Origin of the sequence: Streptomyces sp. NBC_01264, from assembly GCF_026340675.1 — a bacterium.
Classification (GTDB): Bacteria; Actinomycetota; Actinomycetes; order Streptomycetales; family Streptomycetaceae; genus Streptomyces.
On sequence record NZ_JAPEOX010000001.1, the window covers coordinates 2,444,272 to 2,466,759 of the forward strand.

At 72.6% G+C, this 22,488-nt stretch carries 21 protein-coding genes and 1 tRNA gene; 9 read left to right on the plus strand and 13 right to left on the minus strand.

Going from position 1 to position 22,488, the window contains the following annotated elements; genetic code table 11:
• Positions 1–31: 31 nt before the first annotated feature.
• Together OG435_RS11190 and OG435_RS11195 are read left to right on the plus strand one after the other, a co-directional pair.
• Positions 32–1,639 (plus strand): glycerol-3-phosphate dehydrogenase/oxidase, encoded by a 1,608-nt coding sequence (locus OG435_RS11190; protein WP_266876667.1) that lies wholly within the window; start codon positions 32–34, stop codon positions 1,637–1,639.
• Positions 1,640–1,766: 127 nt separating this feature from the next.
• On the plus strand, positions 1,767–2,762 hold the full coding sequence (locus OG435_RS11195; RefSeq protein WP_266876668.1) for a PAC2 family protein: 996 nt from the start codon (positions 1,767–1,769) through the stop codon (positions 2,760–2,762).
• A gap of 142 nt (positions 2,763–2,904) precedes the next feature.
• Here the strand turns inward: OG435_RS11195 and mshC are convergent, their stop codons facing one another.
• From mshC to OG435_RS11215, 4 genes are all read right to left on the minus strand, one after another.
• Positions 2,905–4,134: a cysteine--1-D-myo-inosityl 2-amino-2-deoxy-alpha-D-glucopyranoside ligase gene (gene mshC / locus OG435_RS11200; protein ID WP_266876669.1), complete on the minus strand. Its 1,230-nt coding sequence runs from the start codon at positions 4,132–4,134 to the stop codon at positions 2,905–2,907.
• Positions 4,135–4,254: 120 nt separating this feature from the next.
• Positions 4,255–5,100, minus strand: a complete 846-nt coding sequence (locus tag OG435_RS11205) for an SCO1664 family protein (RefSeq protein ID WP_430625751.1) — start codon at positions 5,098–5,100, stop codon at positions 4,255–4,257.
• Complete coding sequence (locus tag OG435_RS11210; RefSeq protein WP_266876671.1) at positions 5,064–5,654, minus strand: DUF3090 domain-containing protein; 591 nt, start codon at positions 5,652–5,654, stop codon at positions 5,064–5,066. Before OG435_RS11210 ends, OG435_RS11205 begins: the two co-directional genes overlap by 37 nt.
• A 77-nt stretch (positions 5,655–5,731) precedes the next feature.
• Positions 5,732–6,454: a histidine phosphatase family protein gene (locus OG435_RS11215; protein WP_266876672.1), complete on the minus strand. Its 723-nt coding sequence runs from the start codon at positions 6,452–6,454 to the stop codon at positions 5,732–5,734.
• 62 nt (positions 6,455–6,516) lie between these two features.
• Here OG435_RS11215 and corA point away from each other — a divergent pair, with 62 nt between their 5' ends.
• Positions 6,517–7,500, plus strand: a complete 984-nt coding sequence (gene corA, locus OG435_RS11220; RefSeq protein ID WP_266876673.1) for a magnesium/cobalt transporter CorA — start codon at positions 6,517–6,519, stop codon at positions 7,498–7,500.
• A gap of 36 nt (positions 7,501–7,536) precedes the next feature.
• Here the strand turns inward: corA and OG435_RS11225 are convergent, their stop codons facing one another.
• Both OG435_RS11225 and OG435_RS11230 read right to left on the minus strand, forming a co-directional pair.
• A complete protein-coding gene (locus OG435_RS11225) occupies positions 7,537–8,325 on the minus strand; it encodes a ferritin-like domain-containing protein (protein ID WP_266876674.1) in 789 nt (262 codons plus the stop codon).
• Positions 8,326–8,615: 290 nt separating this feature from the next.
• Positions 8,616–9,665 carry an LLM class F420-dependent oxidoreductase gene (locus tag OG435_RS11230; protein ID WP_266876675.1) on the minus strand — a complete coding sequence of 350 codons (1,050 nt, stop codon included), beginning with the start codon at positions 9,663–9,665 and terminating at the stop codon, positions 8,616–8,618.
• Between the two features lie 100 nt (positions 9,666–9,765).
• Here OG435_RS11230 and OG435_RS11235 point away from each other — a divergent pair, with 100 nt between their 5' ends.
• Together OG435_RS11235 and OG435_RS11240 are read left to right on the plus strand one after the other, a co-directional pair.
• Positions 9,766–10,758 carry an aldo/keto reductase gene (locus OG435_RS11235; RefSeq protein WP_266876676.1) on the plus strand — a complete coding sequence of 331 codons (993 nt, stop codon included), beginning with the start codon at positions 9,766–9,768 and terminating at the stop codon, positions 10,756–10,758.
• Positions 10,755–13,304: a helix-hairpin-helix domain-containing protein gene (locus OG435_RS11240; protein WP_266876677.1), complete on the plus strand. Its 2,550-nt coding sequence runs from the start codon at positions 10,755–10,757 to the stop codon at positions 13,302–13,304. The genes OG435_RS11235 and OG435_RS11240 overlap by 4 nt, the downstream gene beginning before the upstream one ends.
• Before the next feature lie 76 nt (positions 13,305–13,380).
• Here the strand turns inward: OG435_RS11240 and OG435_RS11245 are convergent, their stop codons facing one another.
• A complete protein-coding gene (locus OG435_RS11245) occupies positions 13,381–14,067 on the minus strand; it encodes a hypothetical protein (protein WP_266876678.1) in 687 nt (228 codons plus the stop codon).
• A gap of 47 nt (positions 14,068–14,114) precedes the next feature.
• Here OG435_RS11245 and OG435_RS11250 point away from each other — a divergent pair, with 47 nt between their 5' ends.
• Positions 14,115–14,303, plus strand: a complete 189-nt coding sequence (locus tag OG435_RS11250; RefSeq protein ID WP_266876679.1) for a DUF5703 family protein — start codon at positions 14,115–14,117, stop codon at positions 14,301–14,303.
• A gap of 197 nt (positions 14,304–14,500) precedes the next feature.
• On the opposite strand, the gene chpH is transcribed toward OG435_RS11250, so the two are convergent.
• Both chpH and OG435_RS11260 read right to left on the minus strand, forming a co-directional pair.
• Positions 14,501–14,734, minus strand: coding sequence for a chaplin ChpH (gene chpH / locus OG435_RS11255; protein WP_266876680.1), 234 nt, complete (start codon positions 14,732–14,734; stop codon positions 14,501–14,503).
• Positions 14,735–14,903: 169 nt separating this feature from the next.
• Positions 14,904–16,229 (minus strand): M20/M25/M40 family metallo-hydrolase, encoded by a 1,326-nt coding sequence (locus OG435_RS11260; protein WP_266876681.1) that lies wholly within the window; start codon positions 16,227–16,229, stop codon positions 14,904–14,906.
• A gap of 168 nt (positions 16,230–16,397) precedes the next feature.
• Between OG435_RS11260 and OG435_RS11265 the strand changes: the two genes are divergently transcribed.
• Together OG435_RS11265 and OG435_RS11270 are read left to right on the plus strand one after the other, a co-directional pair.
• Positions 16,398–16,485, plus strand: a tRNA-Leu gene (locus tag OG435_RS11265).
• A 92-nt stretch (positions 16,486–16,577) separates the two neighbouring features.
• Positions 16,578–16,937 (plus strand): zinc ribbon domain-containing protein YjdM, encoded by a 360-nt coding sequence (locus OG435_RS11270; RefSeq protein WP_266876682.1) that lies wholly within the window; start codon positions 16,578–16,580, stop codon positions 16,935–16,937.
• A 79-nt stretch (positions 16,938–17,016) separates the two neighbouring features.
• Here OG435_RS11270 and OG435_RS11275 read toward each other — a convergent pair whose 3' ends face one another.
• Together OG435_RS11275 and OG435_RS11280 are read right to left on the minus strand one after the other, a co-directional pair.
• A complete protein-coding gene (locus OG435_RS11275; protein ID WP_266876683.1) occupies positions 17,017–18,588 on the minus strand; it encodes an APC family permease in 1,572 nt (523 codons plus the stop codon).
• Positions 18,589–18,738: 150 nt separating this feature from the next.
• Positions 18,739–19,686 (minus strand): hypothetical protein, encoded by a 948-nt coding sequence (locus OG435_RS11280; protein WP_266876684.1) that lies wholly within the window; start codon positions 19,684–19,686, stop codon positions 18,739–18,741.
• A gap of 228 nt (positions 19,687–19,914) precedes the next feature.
• Here OG435_RS11280 and OG435_RS11285 point away from each other — a divergent pair, with 228 nt between their 5' ends.
• Positions 19,915–20,340 carry an ASCH domain-containing protein gene (locus OG435_RS11285; RefSeq protein ID WP_266876685.1) on the plus strand — a complete coding sequence of 142 codons (426 nt, stop codon included), beginning with the start codon at positions 19,915–19,917 and terminating at the stop codon, positions 20,338–20,340.
• 90 nt (positions 20,341–20,430) lie between these two features.
• Here the strand turns inward: OG435_RS11285 and OG435_RS11290 are convergent, their stop codons facing one another.
• Together OG435_RS11290 and OG435_RS11295 are read right to left on the minus strand one after the other, a co-directional pair.
• Positions 20,431–20,655 (minus strand): DUF6243 family protein, encoded by a 225-nt coding sequence (locus tag OG435_RS11290; protein ID WP_266876686.1) that lies wholly within the window; start codon positions 20,653–20,655, stop codon positions 20,431–20,433.
• 130 nt (positions 20,656–20,785) lie between these two features.
• Entirely contained in the window at positions 20,786–22,441 is a 1,656-nt protein-coding gene (locus OG435_RS11295) for an FAD-binding dehydrogenase (protein ID WP_266876687.1), read from the minus strand.
• Between the last annotated feature and the right edge of the window lie 47 nt (positions 22,442–22,488).

Here is a 22,488-nt window from a genome sequence, read left to right on the forward strand (position 1 = left end):
GCAATCGACGAGCAAGTAGGAGTCAAGGGATATGAGCAGCCTGCAGAGCGTTCCCACCCTGGGGACGCACCCGACCGCCGGTTCGAACGCGAGCCGCGCCGAGACCCGTGAGCAGCTGGCCAAGGCCACGTACGACCTGCTGGTCATCGGCGGTGGAATCCTGGGCACCTCGGTGGCCTGGCACGCCGCGCAGTCGGGGCTGCGGGTGGCCATGGTGGACGCCGGCGACTTCGCCGGCGCCACTTCCTCCGCCTCCTCCAAGCTCGTCCACGGCGGCCTGCGCTACCTGCAGACCGGTTCGGTCAAGCTGGTCGCCGAGAACCACCACGAGCGCCGGGTGCTGGCCAAGGACGTGGCCCCGCACCTGGTGAACCCGCTCACCTTCTACCTCCCGGTGTACAAGGGCGGTCCGGTGGGCGCGGCGAAGCTGGGCGCGGGCGTGTTCGCGTACTCGGCGCTCTCCGGCTTCGGCGACGGCATGGGCAAGATCATTTCTCCGGCCCGTGCCGCCGCCGACAACCCGGGTCTGAAGACCGACGACCTCAAGGCCGTCGCGGTCTACTACGACCACCAGATGAACGATTCGCGCGTCGCCGTGATGACGGTCCGCGCGGCCGTGGAGTCGGGCGCGGTCGTCCTGAACCACGCCGAGGTGACCGGTCTGCGCATGACGCGCGGCCGGGTCTCGGGCGCCGAGCTCAAGGACCGCCTGGACGGCACCGAGTTCGGTGTGGACGCCCGCGTCGTGCTGAACGCCACCGGCCCCTGGGTGGACCACCTGCGGCGCATGGAGGACAAGCACTCGATGCCGTCCATCCGCCTGTCCAAGGGCGCGCACATCGTGATGAAGCGCAAGTCGCCCTGGAAGGCCGCCATGGCCACCCCGATCGACAAGTACCGCATCACCTTCGCCCTGCCGTGGGAGGACCAGCTGCTGCTGGGCACCACGGACGAGGTGTACGAGGGTGACCCGGCGGACGTGCGCGCCACCGAGGGCGACATCCAGCAGATCCTGGACGAGGCGGCCTTCTCGGTGAAGGACGCCGATCTGGACCGCTCGCTGATGACGTACGCCTTCGCGGGCCTGCGCGTGCTGCCCGGCGGCCCGGGCGGGGTGGAGAAGGCCAAGCGCGAGACGGTCGTCTCCGAGGGCGCGGGCGGCATGCTGTCGGTGGCCGGCGGCAAGTGGACCACGTACCGGCACATCGGCCGCGTGGTCATGGACAAGCTGGCCAAGCTCCCGGGCAGCCCGCTGACCGATGACATGGAGCCGCTGAAGTCCCTCGTACGACGGATCGCGCTGCCCGGTGTCGCCAACCCGAACGCGGTGGCGCACCGGCTGCTCGTGGACCGCGAGCCGGGCTCGCGGATGGACCCGCTGACCGCGCGGCACCTGGCCTCGCACTACGGCTCGCTGGCCTTCGACATCGCGCGGCTCGCGAACGAGGACCCGGCGCTGGCCGAGCGGATCCACCCGGACGGGCCGGAGATCTGGGCGCAGGTCGCCTACGCCCGGGACAACGAGTGGGCCGAGACGGCGGACGACGTGCTGCGCCGCCGTACGACGGTGACGGTCCGCGGTCTGGACAGCGCCGAAGTGCGCGGCCGGGTCGAGGAGATGTTGGCCGACAAGGCATAAGCGGTGGCGTGAACGGGCAGAGGGGCGGTTCCAGGGGGAACCGCCCCTCTGTCGTGGGCTGTGGCCGGTGCCTCATCAAGGCTTAGGCTGACCCACGTACACAAGGGAACTTCGGAAGGAGACCTGGGTGATCGAGCTTGAGGGCGTGCCCGAGCTGATCGACCCGGTCATGGTGGCCGCGTTCGAGGGCTGGAACGACGCGGGTGACGCCGCCTCCGGTGCGGTCGCCCACCTGGACCGGGAGTGGAAGGGCGAGGTCTTCGCGGCTCTGGACGCCGAGGACTACTACGACTTCCAGGTCAACCGGCCGACGGTGTGGCTGGACAACGGGGTGCGGAAGATCACCTGGCCGACGACCCGGCTGTCGGTGGTCCGGATCGGCGGGACCAAACCGCGCGACCTCGTGCTGGTGCGGGGCATCGAACCGTCCATGCGGTGGCGTTCGTTCTGCAACGAGATCCTGGGCTTCGCCCACGAGCTGGGCGTGGAGATGGTCGTCATCCTGGGGGCGCTGCTGGGCGACACCCCGCACACCCGCCCGGTGCCGGTCAGCGGGGTGACCTCGGACGCGGATCTGGCGCGGACGATGGACCTGGAGGAGACCAAGTACGAGGGTCCGACGGGGATCGTGGGCATCCTCCAGGAGGCCTGCACCCATGCCGGGGTGCCGGCGGTGTCCCTGTGGGCGGCGGTGCCGCACTACGTGTCGCAGCCGCCGAACCCGAAGGCGACGCTGGCGCTCCTGAACCGGCTGGAGGATCTGATCGACATCCGGATCCCGCTGGGCGAACTCCCCGAGGACGCGCGGGCGTGGCAGCTGGGCGTGGACCAACTGGCGGCCGAGGACAGCGAGGTGGCGGAGTACGTCCAGACGCTGGAGGAGGCGCGGGACACCGCGGACCTGCCGGAGGCGTCCGGGGACGCGATCGCCCGGGAGTTCGAGCGGTATCTGCGGCGGCGGGATCCGTCCGCGGGCGCGGAGCCGGGTGACGGGTCGTACCTGAGGGACACCTCGGGTGGGATGCCGCGGCCGCCGAAGCGGAAGCCTTCGGGGACCGAGGAGGAACCCCCGGCCCCTCCGGCGGCCTCGCCGGACGAGGACGAGGCGCCTCCGGAGGCGTAGCCGTGTGAGGGGGCGGGGCGGGGGATCTTCTCCCCGCCCCGCCCTTTCGCCGTTTCCCGGGGCTCCGCCCCGGACCCCGCTCCTCAAACGCCGGAGGGGCTGGAATTGCCCTACGGGCAATTCCAGCCCCTCCGGTGAGTGTTTACAGGGCAACGCCCAGCAGGGCATCGACAGTGCGCGAGACCAGGCCGGGGGCCGACTCGTCGTCGCCGTCGGTGACGAGCTGGCGCTCGACCCAGCGGTCGACCGCCGCGAGAGCGGCAGGGGCGTTCAGGTCGTTGGAGAGGGCCTCGCGGACCTCTTCGACCAGGTCGTCGGCCGGGATGCCGTCGGGGCGGGAGACGGCCGCGCGCCAACGCTCCAGGCGGGCCACCGCCTCCGCGAGGACCTCGTCGGTCCACTCCCAGTCCGCGCGGTAGTGGTGCGAGAGCAGGGCCAGGCGGATCGCCGCCGGGTCCACTCCGGCGCGCCGCAGGGCCGATACGAAGACCAGGTTGCCCTTGGACTTCGACATCTTCTCGCCGTGCAGCGCGACCATCCCGGCGTGTACGTACGCCTTGGCCATCGGGAACTCGCCCGTCAGCACCTGGGCGTGCGAGGCGCCCATCTCGTGGTGCGGGAAGGCCAGGTCGGAGCCGCCGCCCTGGATGTCGAAGGTCATCCCCAGATGGTCCAGGGCGATGGCCACGCACTCGATGTGCCAGCCGGGCCGGCCGCGGCCCAGCGAGCCGCCGTCCCAGCTCGGCTCGCCCGGGCGGGCCGCCATCCACAGCATCGGGTCGAGCGGGTTCTTCTTGCCCACCCGGTCCGGGTCGCCGCCGCGTTCGGCCGACAGCAGCCGCATCGCCTCGGCGTCCAGGTTGGACACCTTGCCGAAGTTCGGGTCGGACTCCACCGAGAAGTAGACGTCGCCGTCCAGCTCGTAGGCGGCGCCCGCGTCCCGCAGCCGCTCGACCAGCGGCACGATGCCGGGTATGGCCTCGACGGCGCCGATGTAGTGCTGCGGCGGGAGCATCCGCAGGGCGGTCATGTCCTCGCGGAACAGAGCGGTCTCGCGTTCGGCGAGCTCGGTCCAGTCCTGGTTGTCGCGCAGGGCCCGCTCCAGCAGTGGATCGTCGACGTCCGTGACGTTCTGGACGTAGATGACCTGCCGCTTGGTGTCGAGCCACACGCGCTGCACGAGGTCGAACGCGTTGTAGGTCGCCGCGTGACCGATGTGCGTCGCGTCGTACGGGGTGATCCCGCAGACGTAGATACGGGCGACGGGACCGGGGGCGAGGGTGATCGTCCCTTGGGTCGCGGTGTCGTGGATCTGGAGGTCGCGGCCCTTGCCAGGCAGGGCGGGGACCTCAGAAGCGGGCCAGGCATGCATGTCTCGAGCCTAACCGGACGAGTGTTCCGAAAACTAACCGGACCTGCACTGTTGTCTTGATCGGCGCTCTTGCGCCATGGCCGGTTCTATGCGTACGCGCCCGTACGGTCGGCGGCCCGCTCAGACGGGCGGCCACGGGATCGCGGGCCACTGTCCGGAGGGCTGCGGATGCCTCCCGGTGCGCAGCAGCAGGGCCACACGGGCCCGTACGGCGGCCAGCTCTGCGGTGGTGACCAGTTCGGCCAGTCGGGTGGCGAGGGGCTCTCCGGGGGCCAGTGCGGCCTCCAGGGCGGTCAGGACGGACGTCGCCTCCCCGGTCAGCGGCTCCCCCGCCCAGCCCCAGAGCAGGGTGCGCAGTTTGTCCTCGGTGTGGAAGGTCACTCCGTGGTCGATGCCGTAGACACGTCCGTCGGGCGCGGGCAGCAGGTGGCCGCCCTTGCGGTCGCCGTTGTTGATCACGGCGTCGAGGACGGACATCCGGCGCAGCCGTTCGTCGTCGGCGTGCACGAGGAGCGCGGTGCGGCCCTCGCCGACCTCGGCGAAGGCGACGGGCTTCCAGCCCTCCCCCGCCTCCTCGCCGTCCACGAGCGCGAGCAGTTCGGCCTCCGGGGACTCCCCGGTCTCGATCCACTGCTGGACCATGCCCTCGCCGTACGGTCCGTCGCGCAGCACGGTCGGGGGCACCAGCCCCCAGCCGGTGGCCTCGGAGATCAGGTACGCGGCGACCTCGCGCTGGGCGAGGTTGCCGTCGGGGAAGTCCCACAGCGGGCGCTCGCCCTTGACCGGCTTGTACACGCAGTCGGTGCTCGCGCCCCCGTGCGTGACGGTGCACAGCAGGACGGCGTTGGACGCCTCCCGGATCCGGCCGACGACGGTGAGTTCCCCGTGGGCCAGCAGTGCTTCCAGTTCCGTCGTTCCCCCCGTGGAGTTCACGCCTGGCGCCGGTAGCCGTTCTGGCGCGGGCAGACGTGCCCTTCGGGGTCCAGCGGCAGGCTGCACAGCGGGCACGGCGGCCTCCCTGCGTTGACCACGTCCAGGGCCCGCTTGGTGAAGGCCCGGGCCTGGGCGCCGGTGAGGCGCACGCGCAGCATCGGCGGCCCGTTCTCCTCGTCCTGGAGCAGCCGCTCCTCCGCCTCGGCGAGGTCCTCCTCCGAGTCGGCGTCGAGTTCCACCAGGGCCTGCGCCTCGACGATCATGCGCTGGTCCTCGCCGTCCCAGGCCAGGGCCATGGTGCCGACGCGGAACTCCTCCTCGACGGGGACGTCGAGGGGTGCGGTGTCGGTCGCCTCTGTGGGGGCCACGGCGGGGACGGGGGCATTGCCCCCGGTGCGCCGTACGACCTCGTCCAGCAGCTCTTCCATGCGCTCCGCGAGCGCCGCCACCTGGGTCTTCTCCAGGGAGACGGAGGTGACCCGGGGGCCGGTGGAGGCCTGCAGGAAGAACGTACGGCGTCCAGGCAGGCCGACCGTGCCGGCCACGAAACGGTCCGGTGGGTCGTAGAGGAACACCTGACGGGGCACGTCCAGTCTCCAAGCGTCGGCAGCAGGGGCAGGGCTGCGCCCATGGGTTGGCCCGTCCACCCTACTGCGCCGTTCGATCACACCGCGCCCGCACCGCCCCCTACGACCGCCTCGCCGCCCGCTTCCGGGTCGCCCGGGGCCTCGGCGGCGTCCGGCGAAGCCTTCTCGCGGGGTGCGAGGGAGGCGAAGTCGCCGGTGTCGCCGAGCCGGAGCAGGAAGGGGCGGGTCGGCGTGTAGCGGATCGCGGTGACCGAGCAGGGGTCGACGTGGATCCGCTGGAAGAGGTCCAGGTGCATGCCGAGGGCGTCCGCCACAAGGGACTTGATGATGTCGCCGTGCGAGCACATCAGGAACACGGCGTCGGCGCCGTGCTCCTCCTCGATCCGCGCGTTCCAGTCGCGGACGGCGTCCACGGCGCGGGCCTGCATGGCGCGCATGGACTCACCGCCGGGGAAGGCGGCGGCCGAGGGGTGCTGCTGGACGATGCGCATCAGCGGTTCTTCGGACAGTTCGGAGAGTTTGCGGCCCGACCAGTCGCCGTAGTGGCACTCGCCGATCCGCTCGTCGGTGTGCAGGGCGAGACCGGGCCGGGCCGCCAGCAGCGGGGCGAGGGTCTCGGCGCACCGCTCCAGCGGGCTGCTGACGGCGGCGGCGAGGGGCACGGCGGCGAGCCGCCCGGGCAGCGCGGCGGCCTGTGCGGCTCCGTGCTCGTCGAGGGTCACCCCCGGGGTCCATCCGGCGAGCAGCCCTGCGGTGTTGGCGGTGGACCGCCCGTGTCGTACGAGGATCAGCGTGGCCATGGCAGAAGGGTATGCGGTGCCGCCGGCGTGCGGTCGGGGCCCGGGCAGGGAACAATGCGCGAGTGATTGTGGACTGCGCCATGTACCGCGACGGCCGCCGCTCCGAGGCGCCCGACGACTTCTCCGACGCCCTCGACGAGGCGCGGGCCACCGGTGACTCCTTCCTGTGGGTCGGCATGTACGAGCCGACGGAGAAGGAGTTCGAGCACGTCAGCCATGAGTTCGGGCTGCATCCGCTGGCGGTGGAGGACGCGCTGACCGCGCACCAGCGGCCGAAGATGGAGGTCTACGACGATTCGCTGTTCGTGGTCCTGAAGCCGGTGATGTACGACGACGCCTCGGACACGGTGAGCACGGGCGAGCTGATGGTGTTCATCGGCGACTCCTTCGTCGTCACGGTCCGGCACGGCGAGGGGGCCGCGCTGGCCGCCGTACGCCACCGGCTGGAGCAGGATCCCGAGGTGCTCAAGCACGGCCCCACGGCGGTGCTGTACGCGGTCTCGGACGCGGTGGTGGACCACTACATCGAGGTGGCCGCCGAGCTCCAGGCGGATCTGGAGGAGCTGGAGGCGGAGGTGTTCTCGCCGAATCCCGCGGACAGCAAGAACACCGCCGCCCGGATCTACGGGTTCAAGCGGCAGGTCCTGGAGTTCCGCCGGGCCACGAGTCCGCTGCTGGCGCCGATGGACCGGCTCGCCTTCGGGGACGTGCCCTTCGTGCACGAGCACGCCCAGCCGTTCTTCCGCGACGTCGCGGACCACCTGACGAAGGCGAACGAGTACGTCGAGGGCCTGGACCGGCTGCTCTCGGACGCGCTGGCCGCGCACCTGGCGCAGATGGGCGTCCGGCAGAACGACGACATGCGCAAGATCTCGGCCTGGGCGGCGATGGCGGCGGTCCCGACGATGGTGGCGGGGATCTACGGGATGAACTTCGAGCACATGCCGGAGCTCAAGCACCGCTGGGGCTATCCGCTGGTGGTCCTGGTGATGGTGGCCATGTGCCTGGGCCTGCACCGGATGTTCAAGCGCCGCGGGTGGCTCTGAGGCCGGGACCCGGTCGGGGGTGACCGGCGGGACGCCCTAGGCGAACTCGGGCGCCGAGGTCGGTCGCCCGCCCAGGGGGTTGCTCCGCCGCGGCGGGCGCAGGTCCACCATCCGGTGCCAGCCGCTGAAGCGCTCGTACGCGTACATCCCGCGGATCCCGGCGGCCAGCGCGGCCGCCTTCGGCGCGGGCCAGCCCAGCAGCCGCCCCATGTGGCCCATGACCGCGAGGCTCACGTCGCGGTAGACGGCGATCTCGGCGAGCGCGCACTCGCGCAGCACCCGGTGGATGGTGCGGCCGTGGCCGGCGCGGGCGAGGCGCAGCAGTTCCTCGTGGCAGTAGGCCAGGTGGTTGTCCTCGTCCGCGCCGATCATGCGGATGGCCTTGCCGAGCTCGGGGTCGTCCCCGAAGTACCGGACCAGCATGATCATCTGGTCGGCGGCGCGCTGTTCGGTGACCCGGCTGTGCGCGAGGTAGACGATGACGTCCTCCTCGCTCAGGGCCCGCTCGCCGCCCAGCTTCTCGTGGCTCAGGCCGATGCCGCGCCGCTCCAGCAGCATCGTGTAGTCGGTCTCCGGCGGGACGGGCACGGGGGGCAGGGCGCGCTTGCGGAGCAGCGCGTTGAAGATCCGGCCGTGTTTGTCCTCGTCGGCGCCGTGCCGGGTGATCTTGGGCGCGAGGTCGCGCATGGAATCGGGCACCAGCGCCGCGATCCGGGCGTTCTCCCAGCCACCCTGGGACTCGCCGCCGGCGGCGATGGAGCAGAACAGCTGGAAGGAGTCGTCGTGGTCGACGATCTCCCGGAACAGGCTGCGCGCAGAGAGCATGTGTCGAGTCAAGGCCCGATTCGGGGGCCGGGCAACCGGGTGCGGCGTACGGCTCGGCCGAATGAACGACTGCGACCGGAGGCTCCGGGGGCGTAACCCCACGGCCGCCCCGCGCGTTGTTGGCTGTGTCGGCCGTGGCGGGGAAGACCCCCCGAGCCCCCACCACGGCCGCAGACCGCACCCCTTTCGACGCCGCCCTCGCACGGCTTCGCCGGCTTCGGGCGGCTGCGCCGGACTCCGTCCGGCGGCCGCCCGGGTCCGTCCGGCGGCCGCCCGGCCCCCGGTGTCGCTCAGGCCAGGCCCGCGAGCTCCATGGCCTCGACGCCGGCCCGCAGGGCGGCCGTCCGCTCCTCCAGGGTGAAGCCGGCCGGGGCGAGCGTCAGGGTGGTGACCCCGGCCTCGGCGTAGGCCTTCATCCCGTCGGCGATGCGCTCGACCGGACCCAGCAGGGTGGTGGAGTCGATCAGCGAGTGCGGGATCGCGGCGGCCGCGCCCTGCTTGTCGCCGGCCAGGTACTTGTCCTGGATCTCGGCGGCTTCCTTCTCGTAACCCATGCGCTGGGCCAGTTGGTTGTAGAAGTTCTGCTTGCGGCTGCCCATGCCGCCCACGTACAGGGCGGTGTACGGGCGGAACGTGTCCGCGAGCCCGGCCACGTCGTCGCCGAGGGCCAGCGGCACGGTCGGGCAGACGTCGAAGCCGTCCATCGTCAGCCCGGCCTTCTCGCGGCCCGCCCGGATGTGGGTGAGCGCGGTGGCCTCCAGGTGCTCGGCGGCCGGGAAGATCAGCAGGGCGCCGTCGGCGATCTCGCCGGTCTGCTCCAGGTTCTTCGGCCCGATGGCGGCGATGTAGAGCGGGATGTGCTCGCGCTCCGGGTGCACGGTCAGCTTGAGCGGCTTGCCCGGCCCGCCGGGCAGCGGCAGGGTCCAGTGCTCGCCCTCGTAGCTGAGCCGTTCGCGGGTCATCGCCTTGCGGACGATCTCCACGTACTCGCGGGTCCGCGCGAGCGGCTTGTCGAACTTCACGCCGTACCAGCCCTCGGAGACCTGCGGTCCGGAGACGCCGAGGCCGAGCCGGAAGCGGCCCTTGGTGAGCGAGTCGAGGGTGGCGGCCGTCATGGCCGTCATCGCGGGCTGGCGAGCCGGGATCTGCAGGATCGCGGAGCCCACGTCGATGCGCTCGGTCTGGGCGGCGACCCAGGCGAGCACGGTCGGCGCGTCGGAGCCGTAGGCCTCCGCGGCCCAGCAGACGTCGTAGCCGAGGCGGTCGGCCTCCTGCGCGACGGCCAGGTTGTCGGCGTCCATGCCAGCGCCCCAGTAGCCGAGATTGATGCCGAGCCGCATAAGTCGTCCCCTTACCGGTTTACCGATCAGTAACGTAGGTCTGCGGGGACTGTAGCGCGCCCGGCCGTCCCGCGTCAGTGCGGCAGTAGTCTCAGCCCTCATGGAGCAGAGGCATCTCGGCCGCACCGGACTGCGCGTCTCCCGGATCGGTCTCGGCACACTGACCTGGGGCCGGTCGGCGGACGGACCGGACGAGGCGGAAGCGGCCGCGCAGTTGAAGACGTTCTGGAACGCGGGCGGCACGCTCGTGGACACGGCGGACGTGTACGGCGGCGGGGAGGCGGAGTACCTCCTCGGGCAGTTGATCGGTTCCGTCGTCCCGCGGCGGGACCTGGTGATCGCCACGAAGGCCGGCGGGGTCGCCGATCCGGACCGCCGTTTCGACGCCTCGCGCGGCCACCTCCTCGCGGCGCTGGACGATTCCCTGGCCCGTCTGGACACGGACTACGTCGACCTCTGGCAGGTCCACGCCTTCGACCCCTGGACCCCGCTGGAGGAGACCCTCCAGGCGCTGGACATCGCGGTGAGCAGCGGCCGGGCCCGGTACGCGGGCGTGTCGAACTTCAGCGGCTGGCAGCTCGCGAAGGCGGCGACCTGGCAGCTCGCGGCGCCGGGGGTACGGACCCGGCTGGCGTCGACGCAGATGGAGTACTCCCTGCTCCAGCGCGGCGTGGAACGGGAGGTGGTCCCGGCCGCGCTGGACCTGGGCCTGTCCCTCCTCCCCTCCTCCCCCCTGGGCCGGGGCGTCCTGACGGGCAAGTACCGGGCGGGCACCCCGGCGGACTCCCGGGGTGCCTCGGAGACCCTGGCCGCGTTCGTGGACCCCTACCTGGACGAGGCGGCGAGCAGGATCGTGGACGCGGTGGCGACGGCCGCGCACGGCCTCGCGGTGACCCCGCTGCAGGTGTCCCTGGCCTGGGTCCGCGACCGCCCCGGGGTGGCCGCGCCGATCGTCGGAGCGCGTACGTCGGCGCAGCTCGGGGCGGCCCTGTCGGTGGAGGCCCTTAGTCTTCCGGAAGAGATCCGCCAAGCGCTGGACGACGTCTCGGCGCCCGTCCACCGCTATCCCGATCAGGACTGGAGCACCTTGTGAGCGACCCCGCTGCCGCGGCAGAACCGGCCGACCCGGCCCGGGAGCACACCCCCGCCGCCGCGGAAGCCGCCCCGACCCCGGAGCCCGGCGAGCCCAACGCCACGGACGCCCCCCAGCCCGCCGAACCCGAACCCGGCACCCCGCAACCGGAGGCAGCACCCTCCGGCGACGCGGAAGATGGCAAGGCGGAGGAGGCCGACGCGGAAGACGGCGACGCGGAGGACGGCGACGCGGACGCCGAAGCCGCGCCGCCGGGCGAAGCCGAGGACGAGGACGGCGACGCGCAGCCGGTAGCCGCACCGTCCGGCGAAGCCGAGGACGGCAACGCGGGCCCGGAAGCCGCACCGTCCGGCGAAGCCGGGAGCGGGGACGGGGGGCCGGGGGCGGAGCCCCCGGTTTCGGGAAGGGGCGGGGTGGGGGAAAGCCCCGCAGGGCCCACCACCGGCGACGCTGATGCCGAGACGGACTCGACGGACGCGGAAGCGGAAGCGGAAGCCGCTGACGGGACCGGCGCACACGCCGCCGCGGGCAGGGCCGCCGAGGCCGTGCCCCAACTCAGCGAGGCCGCCGCGGAACTGGCGGCCCAGAAGATCGAGCGGGAGCGCATCGCCCGCCGCAAGGCGGAGCGCGAGGCCCCCGTGGAGGCCGGCGCCAAGCTCAGCGGCACGGCCGCCGACCTGCTGGCCGCCGTACGGGCCGTGGAGAGCGGCGGCAAGCCCCCCGCCCGGTTCGACGCGCCCCCGGCGCCCCGCCGGCCGGAGCCCGCCAAGGCGCCCGCCCCGGCGCGCACACCCGCCCCCGCGCCGCAGACGCAGACGCAGGCGCAGGCGCAGGCGCAGGCCACCGCCCCCTCCCCCGACGCCGTCCAGGCGATCCGCGCCGTCCTGGCCAGGGGCGGAGCCCCCGAGGCCCTCGCCCCGCAGGCCGCCGCCGCCCTCGGCGAGGACGCCGCCGCGCAGCTGGCCGAGTCGCCCTGGCGGCTGCTGGCCGTCGCCGGGGTCCGGCCGACCCAGGCCGACGGGTTCGCTCGCGCCCTGCTCGGCGCCGAGACGACCGGCCCGGGGGACGAGCGGCGCGCCGCCGCCCTGGTGGGCTGGCTGCTGGCGCAGGCCGCCGCCAAGGGCCACACCGTGCTGGAGGCGCCCACCCTGGAGTCGGCCCTCGCCCAGTACGGCGTACCGGATCCCGCGGAGGCCCTGGAGGCGGCCGTCGGCGAGGGCGCCGCGCTGGCCTTCGAGGAGCCGGTCGGGCCGCCCGTAGCGGAGGACGAAGAGCAGCCCCCGGGGGCACCCCCGGGCGGAGCCTGGGGGAGGGTCCTGGTGGGCCTGGAGGGCTCCGCCATGGCCGAGGAGAGCCTCGCCGAGGGCCTGGCCCGGCTCGCCAACACCTTCACGGACCCCGCCGACTGGGACAAGGCCGCCACCGGCCCCGGCGCCGAGCTGATCCGCGCCGCCGCCGGGCACGGCCTGGTCACCCACACCGGCGGCGAGGCCGCCCGCGCCGAGCCCCGGGCCCTGCTCACGGCCGCCCGGGAGTTCGGCCTGCGGGCGGTCCTGGCCGCGCACGCCCCCGCCGAGGACGCCGTCACCGTGGCAGGCCTGCTGGCCGGCGCCGAGGGCCCGGGCCGGGACGCGGACGGGCAGTTCGCGCTGGACCTGCTCATCGTGCTGGACGCCCCGCAGCTGGACGTGGAGACGGCCGCCGCGCTGGTGGAGTCCGTCCCCGACGGGGCCCGCCTGGTGCTGTCCGGCGACCCCGCGGTGCTCGGCTCCGCCGGGCCCGGCCGGGTCTTCGGCGACGTGCTCGCGGCCCGTGCCTGCCCGCAGCTCGTCTCCCGGATCCCTGACCCGGGTCCGATCGGCGAGTTGGTCTCGGGGATCGGCGTCGGGGAGCTGTACCAGGTCGACGCCCCCGGCAAGGAGGTCGTCATCGTCCCGGTCCGCGACGCCGGGGAGGCGGTGCACCGCACGGTGCAGCTGGTGGCCGAGTCGGTGCCCCGCGCCTTCGGCATCCCGGCGGACGCCGTCCAGGTGATCACCCCCGGGCACGGCGGCCCGGCGGGCACCCGCGCGCTCAACGCGGCCCTCAAGGAGCGGCTGAACCCGGGCCCCGGCCGGTTCGGCGGCTTCGACCCCGGTGACCGGGTGGTCCACGTGCCCTCCGCCGGGCGGGCGCTGCCGGCCCGGGTGGTGTCGGCCGATGCGCAGGGGCTGCACCTGGCCGGAGCCGCGGGCGCGCGGATCGTCGTACCGAAGGAGCGGGTGGAGTCACAGGTGCGGCACGGCTGGGCCGTGACGGCGCACCAGGCCGTCGGCTCGCGCTGGCCCGCGGCGGTCGTGGTGCTGCCCGGGGACGCGGCTCAGGCCCTGTCCCGGGACTGGGTGTACACGGCCTTCGGCCGGGCCGAGCGGCACCTTTCGGTGGTGCACGGGGTGGACCAGGCCCTGCCGCGCGCGGTCGCGGAGGTCCCGGCGAAGCCCCGTATGACCCGGCTGACGGGTCTGCTGCGGGCGCTCGTGCAGTCGGCGTCCGCGCAGTCCGAGTAGCGGACGTGCCGCGGCCCCCGTCCCGGGTGGGACGGGGGCCGCGGTGCGTTCCGTACGAGGTGTCGGTCGGGTCGGGTCAGGCGGTGGTCAGGCCGCGCTCGGCCGGCCGGGCGTCCCCGGCCTCCTCGTCGTCACTCTCGTCGGCTTCGTCGCCGTCGTCGCCCTCGTCCTCGTCGAAGACCGAGCTGACGTCGAACCGGTGCATGACGTCCTGCGGATCGATGTGCCCGAAGGGCGAACCGAGCCACTCCCCCGGTTCCGCGACCTCCTCCGAAGCGGCGATCCACAGGGTGGAATCGCCCTCCTCCAGACCGAAGTCCTTGGCCCGGGAGGCGATTTCGTCGGGCTCGTACTCGCCGAAGAGCACGCCGAGCGCGTCGGCGGTGCCGCCGTCGTGGTCGAGTTCGGCCTCGCGGTCGTGCGCGACGACGCGTTCGGCCTGGGCGATCAGGCGCGCCGGCTCGACGACGGCGTAGTCGCGGCGGATGAGCACGCTGAAGGCGGCGGGTTCGGCGGGGCCGGTGTACGGGAGCCCGTCCTCGGGAGTGGGGATCTCGAACGGGGTGACCTCGTCGTAGCGGTCGTAGAGGAGCTCGTCGTACTCCTCGGCGGCGGCGGCGAGTTCGTTGAACGCGGCGTAGACGTCCGGGTCATCGTCCCCGATCCTGCTCTCGACCGCGGCGAGGTGACGGTCGAGCGCGGCCTTGACCGCCTCGGCGGCGGCGCGTACCTCGGCAACAGTGGGCAGAGCGGCATCAGACATAGTGCAGACGCTATCCGTAGCGGGGCTCTCGCGGCACAATAGATGCGATGCCGGAATACGAATTTGTCGACTTGTACGTGCCCCGCGGGGTTCCACGTCAGGAAACGACCCGCCTGCTGACCGAACACGCCGAGTACGGGCACTGGGAGCTCGACCGGCTGTCGCTGTTTCGGGACGGCAGTCGCCGCGTGCGACTGCGCCGCCGGATCATCCGCCAGGTCCGCGCGACCTGGTGACGCGGGCCCCTGGGGCGGGGCTCGTGTCGTGAGGAACCGTCAGGCCGCGTCCCGCGCCCGGCGGTGGAGCGAGGCGCCGGTCTGCGGCATGCCCGCGGCCAGATGCCCGGGCTCCGGCGAGGACATCGCCGGAGCCCGTGAAACCCGACGGCCCCGGAGCGCTGGAAAGCGCTCCGGGGCCGCGGACTTCAGATACGTCAGGCGTTGACGCAGGTGTTGCCGAAAGCCGGGTTCAGCAGGCCGATCACGGAGATCGTGTTGCCGCAGACGTTCCCCTGAACGTGGACCGGAACCTGGACGACGTTGCCGGACAGGACGCCGGGGGAGCCGATGGCCGCACCCTGGGCACCCGCGTCGGCGACAGCCATACCCGCACCCGCGAGAACCAGACCACCGGTGACAGCCGCAGCAGCGGCAACCTTCTTGAACATTGTTCCTCCTAGTAGGCAAGCGCGGTCCCAGCCGCGGACCGCACCACCTGTAACGAGAAGGGATCACCGGGGCTACGAGCGTATGAGCGCATTCACTCTTCTCAGTGCTTTCCGCACACCTTCCCGATTCTCGTGCGTTAGCTACGCCCGGCTCTGAGCGCCACCCGCCTCAGGACTCGTCGATGAACCGGTCGAGCACCCGGACGCCGAACTTCAGACCCTCCACCGGCACCCGCTCGTCCACGCCGTGGAACATCCCGGCGAAGTCCAGCTCCGGCGGAAGCTGGAGCGGGGCGAAGCCGAAGCAGCGGATGCCGAGGTCGTCGAAGGACTTCGCGTCCGTACCGCCGGAGAGCATGTACGGGACCGCGCGGGCGATCGGGTCGTGCGCCTTCAGGGCGGTCTGCATGGCGTCCACGAGCTTGCCGTCGAAGCCCGTCTCCAGGGCCTTGTCCGCATGGACGTCCTCGCGCTTCACGCGCGGCCCGAGGATCCGGTCGAGGTCGGCGAAGAACTCCTCCTCGTAGCCCGGCAGGAAACGGCCGTCCACGTGGGCGGTGGCCTGGCCGGGGATGACGTTGACCTTGTAGCCGGCGCCGAGCATGGTCGGGGCGGCGGAGTTGCGCAGGGTCGCGCCGACCATCTTGGCGATGCCGCCGAGCTTGGCGAGGGTGGCGTCCATGTCGTCCGGGTCGAGCGGGGTGCCCAGCGCGTCCGAGAGCTCGTCCAGGAAGTGCCGGACGGTCTTGGTGACCCGTACGGGCCACGTGTGGCGGCCCAGGCGCCCCACGGCCTCGCAGAGCTCCGTGATGGCGTTGTCGTTGTTGGTCATGGAACCGTGGCCGGCGGTGCCCTCCACCGTCAGGCGCATCCAGTGCATGCCCTTCTGGGCGGTCTCCACCAGGTACAGCCGCAGGTTCTCGTTCACGGTGAAGGAGAAGCCGCCGACCTCGCCGATCGCCTCCGTCACCCCCTCGAAGAGGTCGGGGTGCTTGTCGACGAGGTAGCGGGCGCCGAAGGTGCCGCCCGCCTCCTCGTCGGCGAGGAAGGCCAGCACGATGTCGCGCGGGGGCTTGCGCCCGCTGCGCATGCGGTCGCGTACGACGGCCAGCGTCATCGCGTCCATGTCCTTCATGTCGACCGCGCCGCGGCCCCACACGCAGCCGTCGGCGATCTCGCCCGCGAAGGGGTCGTAGGTCCAGTCGGCGGCATTGGCCGGGACCACGTCGGTATGCCCGTGGATCAGCAGCGCCGGCCGCGAGGGGTCCTCGCCCTCGATCCGCGCCACGGTCGAGGCGCGCCCCTTGTGCGATTCGAAGATCTGCGGCTCCAGCCCGACCTCGGCGAGCTGCTCGGCGACCCACTCGGCCGCCTTGCGCTCGCCGGGCCCGGAGTGGTCCCCGTAGTTGCTGGTGTCGATCCGGATGAGGTCCCGGCAGAGGTCGACGACCTCGTCCTCGCCGGAGACGGTCCTGCCCGCGCCCGATTCGCTCACGCTGCTTCCTCCCACTGATCAGTACCGAACTGACTCCATCCTCACCCCCCGGGCCGCTTCCCCCAAGGGCGATCCTCGGCCGCCGGGGGGTGTGATCGAGGACCCCGGAATGTTTGGTAATGTTTTCCACGTCGGAACGGCCCGCGAGGGACGCGAGACAGACACCTTGTCCGGGTGGCGGAATGGCAGACGCGCTAGCTTGAGGTGCTAGTGCCCTTTATCGGGCGTGGGGGTTCAAGTCCCCCCTCGGACACCAAGCGAAAACCCCACTTCACGTGGGGTTTTCTGCGTTTGGCGGCACCTTCGGCGCGGAGCGGCCCGGTGGGCGGTTCGGTCTATTCTGTCCGGGTGAACGAGAATCTTCCCCCTTGCCCCAAATGCTCCTGCGCGTACACCTACGAGATGAACGCGCTCGTGGTGTGCCCCGAGTGCGGTCACGAGTGGGTGCCCGCCGAGAGTGACGCCGAGGGCGGCGCGGACGCCGGTGCGCAGGTCGTGAAGGACGCCGTCGGGAACGTCCTGAACGACGGGGACACCGTGACCGTCGTGAAGGCGCTCAAGGTCAAGGGCAGCCCCTCGGGGATCAAGGCCGGTACCAAGGTGCGCAACATCCGGCTGATCGACGGGGTCGACGGGCACGACATCGACTGCAAGATCGACGGATTCGGGGCCATGCAGCTGAAGTCCAGCGTGGTCAAGAAGGCCTGAGCCGCCGCCTGGTCGAAGACGGAGAAGAGGGGCCCCGCCGTGGCGGGTCCCCTCTTCCTTTTCGTACGTGCGGTACGGGTCAGCCGCGCGGGGCCGGGGCCGCGTCGTCGGCCGACTCCGCCGCCTGGTCGAGGCGGAAGGCCTCGTTGCCCAGGCCGATGCGGGCGTGCACCGCGGGGCGGCCGGAGCGCAGGAAGAGCCCGTACGCCAGGCCCACGACCGCGGCGGCGCCGATGATGCCGGGCAGGGCCCAGCTCAGCGCGGACCCCTCCGCGGCGCCGACCAGGACGCCGAAGTCCTTGACCGTGTAGACGGCGATGGCGAGCAGGGCGAGGCCGGCGAGACCCGCCGCGCCGAGCCGCCAGACCTGGGCGCCGGCGGTGCCGCGGCGGACGAAGAAGGCGATGACCGCGAAGGAGGCGGTGGCCATGAGGAGGGTCACGCCGAGGGCGCCGACGCTGCCCATCCAGGTGAACAGGTGCAGGACGGGCACGGTGGGGTCGCCGGCCGGCGTGTCGTCGGTGAGGGCGAAGGCCAGGACGACCACGACGGAGATCACGGTCTGCAGCAGCGAGCCGGTGGCGGGGGCGCCGGTGCCCGCGTTGGTGCGGCCGAAGGCGGCCGGGAGCAGGCCCTCGCGGCCCATGGCGAAGGCGTAGCGGGAGACGACGTTGTGGAAGCTGAGCATCGCCGCGAACATGCCGGTCACGAAGAGGACGTGCAGGACGTCGGTGAAGGTCGTGCCCAGGCGGCTCTCCGTGAGCTGGAAGAGCAGGCCGGGGCCGGCCTCGGCGGAGGCCTTGACCACCTCGCCGGGGCCGGTGGCGACGGAGAGGGCCCAGGCGCTGAGGGCGAAGAAGAGGGCGACGAAGCCGACGGCGAGGAACATCACCCGGGAGACGACGATGTGGGGCCTGCTGGTCTCCTCGGCGTACACCGGGGACTGCTCGAAGCCGACGAAGGCGGCGATGCAGAAGCACAGGGCGGTGCCGAGGCCCGCGCCGGTGAGGGTCTCGGGGTTGAAGGCGTGCAGGGAGAGGCCCTCCGGGCCGGGCTTGCCGAGGGCGGCGACGTCGAAGACCACGACGAGGAGGACCTCGATGAGCAGGAGGACTCCGAGGACCTTGGCGTTGAGGTCGATCTTCAGCCAGCCGAGTGCGCCGGTGAGGACGACGGCCGCCAGGGCCGGTATCCACCAGGCGAGTTCGGTGTCGAGGTAGGTGGCGAAGAGGCCGGAGATCTCGAAGCCGAGGATGCCGTACACGCCGACCTGCATGGCGCTGTAGGCGACGAGGGCGACGAACGAGGCGCCGGCGCCCGCGGTGGGGCCCAGTCCGCGCGCGATGTAGGCGTAGAAGGCGCCGGCGTTGTGGACGTGCCGGCTCATCTCGGCGTATCCGACGCTGAAGAGGGCGAGGACGGCGCCGAGGATCACGAACAGCAGGGGCTGTCCGACGATGCCCATGACCCCGAAGGTGGTGGGCATGACGCCCGCGACGACCATCAGGGGGGCGCTCGCGGCGAGCACGGAGAGGAGCAGGCCCGCGGTGCCGAGGCGGTCGGCGCGCAGGGCGCGGTCCTGGCCCTTGTACGTGGGGATCTCGGCCTGGCCGGCCGGGTCGGTGAGCGTGGTGGATCTGCCCGTCGGCATGGCGGGGTGTCCTTTCGGGGTGGGGACTGAGCGGCACGTTCTGAGCGGTACTGGCGGGGTGGTACTGACTGAGCGGGACGTGCTGGGCGGGGCAAGTCGAGCGGGGCGAGCTGGGCGGGACGGGCGCGGTACCGGTCGGGTCCGGCCGGGTCAGGCGGTGCCGAGCGCGGCGCTGCGTGCGGCGAGGAAGGCCTTGTGCGGGTCGCGGTCGGGGTAGGACCACGGGGCCTGGGTGGCGTGGCTGCCGATGCGCTGGAAGAGCGCGGCGGCCTCGGCGGAGCGGCCCTCGCAGAGCTTGGCGTGGGCGAGGAAGTTGAGGTCCACCCGGTTGCGGGGGTGGTCCTCGCGCTCCCACTCCAGCCACCAGTCGAAGGCGGCGCGCAGCACCTGGCGGGCCCGGCGGCCGGACCAGTGCTCGGCTCCGGCGTCCGGGCCGTGGCCCTGCCCGGCGGCGAGGACGCGGTAGCGCTCGGCGTGGGCGATGACGGGGAGGACGGCGAGCGGGGAGTCGGCCGGGGACTCCTCGGCGGCCCAGGCGGCGAAGTCGTAGACCTCGTGGAGCGGGTCGTGGCCGGCGGCCGGGGACCGTTCGGCCAGTCGGGAGACCATCAGGTGGTGGGCGTGGTGGTGTTCGCGGTGGCGGGCCCGGACCTGGTCGAAGTGGCGGCTGAACTCCTCTTCGGTGCCGAAGACCCGGGTGAGGAGCAGCAGGCCGAGCCAGGGGGTGGGGTCGGCCGGGAGCAGGGCCGCGGCGCGGCGGCAGGCCTCCTCGGCGGCCTCGGGGGTGCCCTTGCGGCGCAGGGCGCCGAAGACGGACGCACAGGCGAAGAGGGTGACGGCGTCGGCGCTCTCCGGTTCGGCGAGGAGCCATTCGCGGGCCCACGCGGTCGCGGCCGGGGTTTCGGCGAGGACCACGAGCCGGTGCCCGCGGCGGTCCCAGTCGTCTCCCGTGGCGACGAGGAGGGAGCGGGCCTTGACCCAGCGGCCCTGGGTGAACTGGGCGCGGACGTCGACGAGTTCCGTGTCGCAGAGGGCGGGGTCGAAGAGCTGTGCGTCCCGCTTGCGGGCGCGGCCGAGGGGCGGCGGAGGGGGCGACATCCGCGGGTTTCCCTCCAGGACGCGGGCGGTTGGACGGTGTGGCCGGAAGATCACGCACAGCAAAGCGGTACGCACAGCTCCGAGTCAAGGTCCAGTCCACCGCGTGGCTCGTTTCAACTGGTCTTTCACACGGGCGAGTTGATGGGGTTGTTCCGGTTCGCGGCAGGTTGTCGGCAGGGCGCGTCCCGGTTCGGGCCGGATCGCGCGCAGGGCCGTAGGCTGACCGGCATGACGGGCTACGAAGATCTTCCTCCCATCGAGTTCGCCTTCCCGGGGCCGCTGCGCGACAGCCTGGTGGCGGCCGTCCTGAGCGGCGCCAAGACCACGACCACGGCCGTCCTGGCCGACTACGAGGCGGCGGGGGACCCGCTGCCCGTGGCGGGCGAGCGGATGGTGATCGTGGACTCCGGCGGGCGTCCGGTGGGTGTCCTGGAGGTGACGGACGTACGGGTCCTGCGGCTGGCGGACGTGGACCTGCGGCACGCGCTGGACGAGGGCGAGGGGTTCACGTCAGTGGCCGAATGGCGCTCCGGCCACGAGGCTTTCTGGCACGGTCCGCAGATGCGCGAGGCCGTCGGCGACCCGGACTTCACGGTCGACGACGACACCCCGGTCGTGGCGGAGCGGTTCCGGCTGGTGACCCGTCTGCCCTGAGCGCGGCCGGGTACGACGACGGCAGGGCCCGGACCGCTTGTCGCGGTCCGGGCCCTGTCCGGTGCTGCGCCGCCCTACGGCGGCAGTGGCTCAGCTCTGTGCGGTGGCGTCGCCCGGCTGCGCGGAGCCTTCGGCGGCGCCCTCGAGGCCTGCCTTCTCGCGCATCTTGCGCAGCAGCTCGGCCTTACGGTCGGCCGCGCCGCTGCGGTCGAGATTGCGGTGGGGGCCGTTGTTCTGGCGTTCGGCGCGCGACTGCCGCTTGCGCTGGCCGCCGCCCTGGCCCACGGGGTTGTTGATGTTCTTGCTGACGGTCATGACAAAGACGGTACCCCGTCCCGTCGGCCTCGCGGACCAGCCCTTGTCCCGCCCCGGCCGTGGCCGTCCCCGGCACCGGTCAGGACGCGGCGCCGGTCAGGACGCGGCGCCGGTCAGGAGACGGTGCCGGTCAGGAGACGGATGCCGCCGCCGCGCGGCCGGCCGCGCGGCCCGAGAAGATGCAGCCGCCGAGGAAGGTGCCCTCCAGGGCCCGGTAGCCGTGGACGCCGCCGCCGCCGAAGCCCGCGGCCTCGCCCGCCGCGTAGAGGCCGGGGAGCGGTTCTCCCGTGGCGGTCAGGACGCGCGAGGAGAGGTCGGTCTCCAGGCCGCCCAGGGACTTGCGGGTCAGGATCGAGAGCCGGACGGCGATCAGCGGGCCCGCCGCGGGGTCCAGGATCCGGTGCGGGGCGGCCGTGCGGATCAGTTTGTCGCCGAGGTACTTGCGGGCGCCGTGGATCGCCGTGACCTGCAGGTCCTTGGTGAAGGGGTTGGCGATCTCGCGGTCGCGGGCGACGATCTCGCGCCGGACCGTCTCCTCGTCGAGGAGTCCGTCCTTGGTGATCGCGTTCATGCCGCGCACCAGCGCGGAGAGGTCCTTCTCGACCACGAAGTCGGCGCCGTTGTCCATGAAGGCCTTCACCGGCCCGGGGACGGCCTGGCGCGCCCGGTCGATGACCCCGCGGACCGACTTGCCCGTCAGGTCCGGGTTCTGCTCGGAGCCGGAGAGCCCGAACTCCTTGCCGATGATGCGCTGGTTGAGGACGAACCAGGTGTGGTCGTGGCCGGTCTTCATGATGTGGTCGAGCGTGCCGAGGGTGTCGAAGCCCGGGAAGAGCGGTACGGGCAGCCGCTTGCCGGTGGCGTCCAGCCAGAGCGAGGACGGGCCTGGCAGGATGCGGATGCCGTGCTTGGACCAGATCGGGTTCCAGTTCTCGATGCCCTCGGTGTAGTGCCACATCCGGTCCTTGTTGATGTGGCTGGCGCCCGCTCCTTCCGCGATGCCCAGCATCAGGCCGTCCACGTGGGCCGGAACCCCGGAGAGCAGCCGCGCGGGCGGGGTGCCGAGGCGGGCCGGCCACTGGGCCCGTACGAGGTCGTGGTTGCCGCCGATGCCGCCGCTGGTCACGATCACGGCCTGGGCGCGCAGGGAGAACTCCCCGGTGGCCTCGCGGCCGCTCGCGGTGCCGCGGACGGCGTCGGAGGGGGCCAGGACCTCGCCGGTCACGGTGTCGAGGGTGCCCGCCGTACGGGAGAGCCCGGTGACCCGGTGGCGGAACTTCAGCTGGACCAGCCCGCGGGCCACCCCGGCCCGTACCCGGCGCTCGAAGGGCTCCACGAGGCCGGGGCCGGTGCCCCAGGTGATGTGGAAGCGGGGGACGGAGTTGCCGTGGCCGTTCGCGTCGTAGCCGCCGCGCTCCGCCCAGCCGACGACGGGGAAGAAGCGGACGCCCTGGGCGTGCAGCCAGGGGCGCTTCTCGCCGGCCGCGAAGTCCACGTAGGCCTCGGCCCAGCGGCGCGGCCAGGCGTCCTCCTCGCGGTCGAAGCCGGCGGTGCCGGACCAGTCCTGGAGGGCCAGCTCGCGGGTGTCCTTGATCCGCATGCGGCGCTGTTCGGGCGAGTCGACGAAGAACAGGCCGCCGAAGGACCAGTGGGCCTGGCCGCCGATGGACTGCTCCGGCTCCTGGTCGAGCAGGATGACCTTGCGGCCGGCGTCGACGAGCTCGGCGGTGGCCACGAGGCCCGCGAGCCCGGCCCCGATCACGATCACGTCTGCGTCGTACGTCATGTGGAACCCGTCCTCCGTCGGTGGTGGGGCGATCCTTTGCTACGGAG

Bases quoted from the DNA above. Each gene is read 5' to 3' on its own strand.
- OG435_RS11190 (WP_266876667.1), top strand. From the start codon at position 32: ATGAGCAGCCTGCAGAGCGTTCCCACCCTGGGGACGCACCCGACCGCC.
- mshC (WP_266876669.1), bottom strand. From the start codon at position 4,134: ATGCATGCCTGGCCCGCTTCTGAGGTCCCCGCCCTGCCTGGCAAGGGC.
- OG435_RS11215 (WP_266876672.1), bottom strand. From the start codon at position 6,454: ATGGCCACGCTGATCCTCGTACGACACGGGCGGTCCACCGCCAACACC.
- OG435_RS11225 (WP_266876674.1), bottom strand. From the start codon at position 8,325: ATGCTCTCTGCGCGCAGCCTGTTCCGGGAGATCGTCGACCACGACGAC.
- OG435_RS11230 (WP_266876675.1), bottom strand. From the start codon at position 9,665: ATGCGGCTCGGCATCAATCTCGGCTACTGGGGCGCTGGCATGGACGCC.
- OG435_RS11235 (WP_266876676.1), top strand. From the start codon at position 9,766: ATGGAGCAGAGGCATCTCGGCCGCACCGGACTGCGCGTCTCCCGGATC.
- OG435_RS11245 (WP_266876678.1), bottom strand. From the start codon at position 14,067: ATGTCTGATGCCGCTCTGCCCACTGTTGCCGAGGTACGCGCCGCCGCC.
- OG435_RS11250 (WP_266876679.1), top strand. From the start codon at position 14,115: ATGCCGGAATACGAATTTGTCGACTTGTACGTGCCCCGCGGGGTTCCA.
- chpH (WP_266876680.1), bottom strand. From the start codon at position 14,734: ATGTTCAAGAAGGTTGCCGCTGCTGCGGCTGTCACCGGTGGTCTGGTT.
- OG435_RS11275 (WP_266876683.1), bottom strand. From the start codon at position 18,588: ATGCCGACGGGCAGATCCACCACGCTCACCGACCCGGCCGGCCAGGCC.
- OG435_RS11280 (WP_266876684.1), bottom strand. From the start codon at position 19,686: ATGTCGCCCCCTCCGCCGCCCCTCGGCCGCGCCCGCAAGCGGGACGCA.
- OG435_RS11285 (WP_266876685.1), top strand. From the start codon at position 19,915: ATGACGGGCTACGAAGATCTTCCTCCCATCGAGTTCGCCTTCCCGGGG.
- OG435_RS11290 (WP_266876686.1), bottom strand. From the start codon at position 20,655: ATGACCGTCAGCAAGAACATCAACAACCCCGTGGGCCAGGGCGGCGGC.
- OG435_RS11295 (WP_266876687.1), bottom strand. From the start codon at position 22,441: ATGACGTACGACGCAGACGTGATCGTGATCGGGGCCGGGCTCGCGGGC.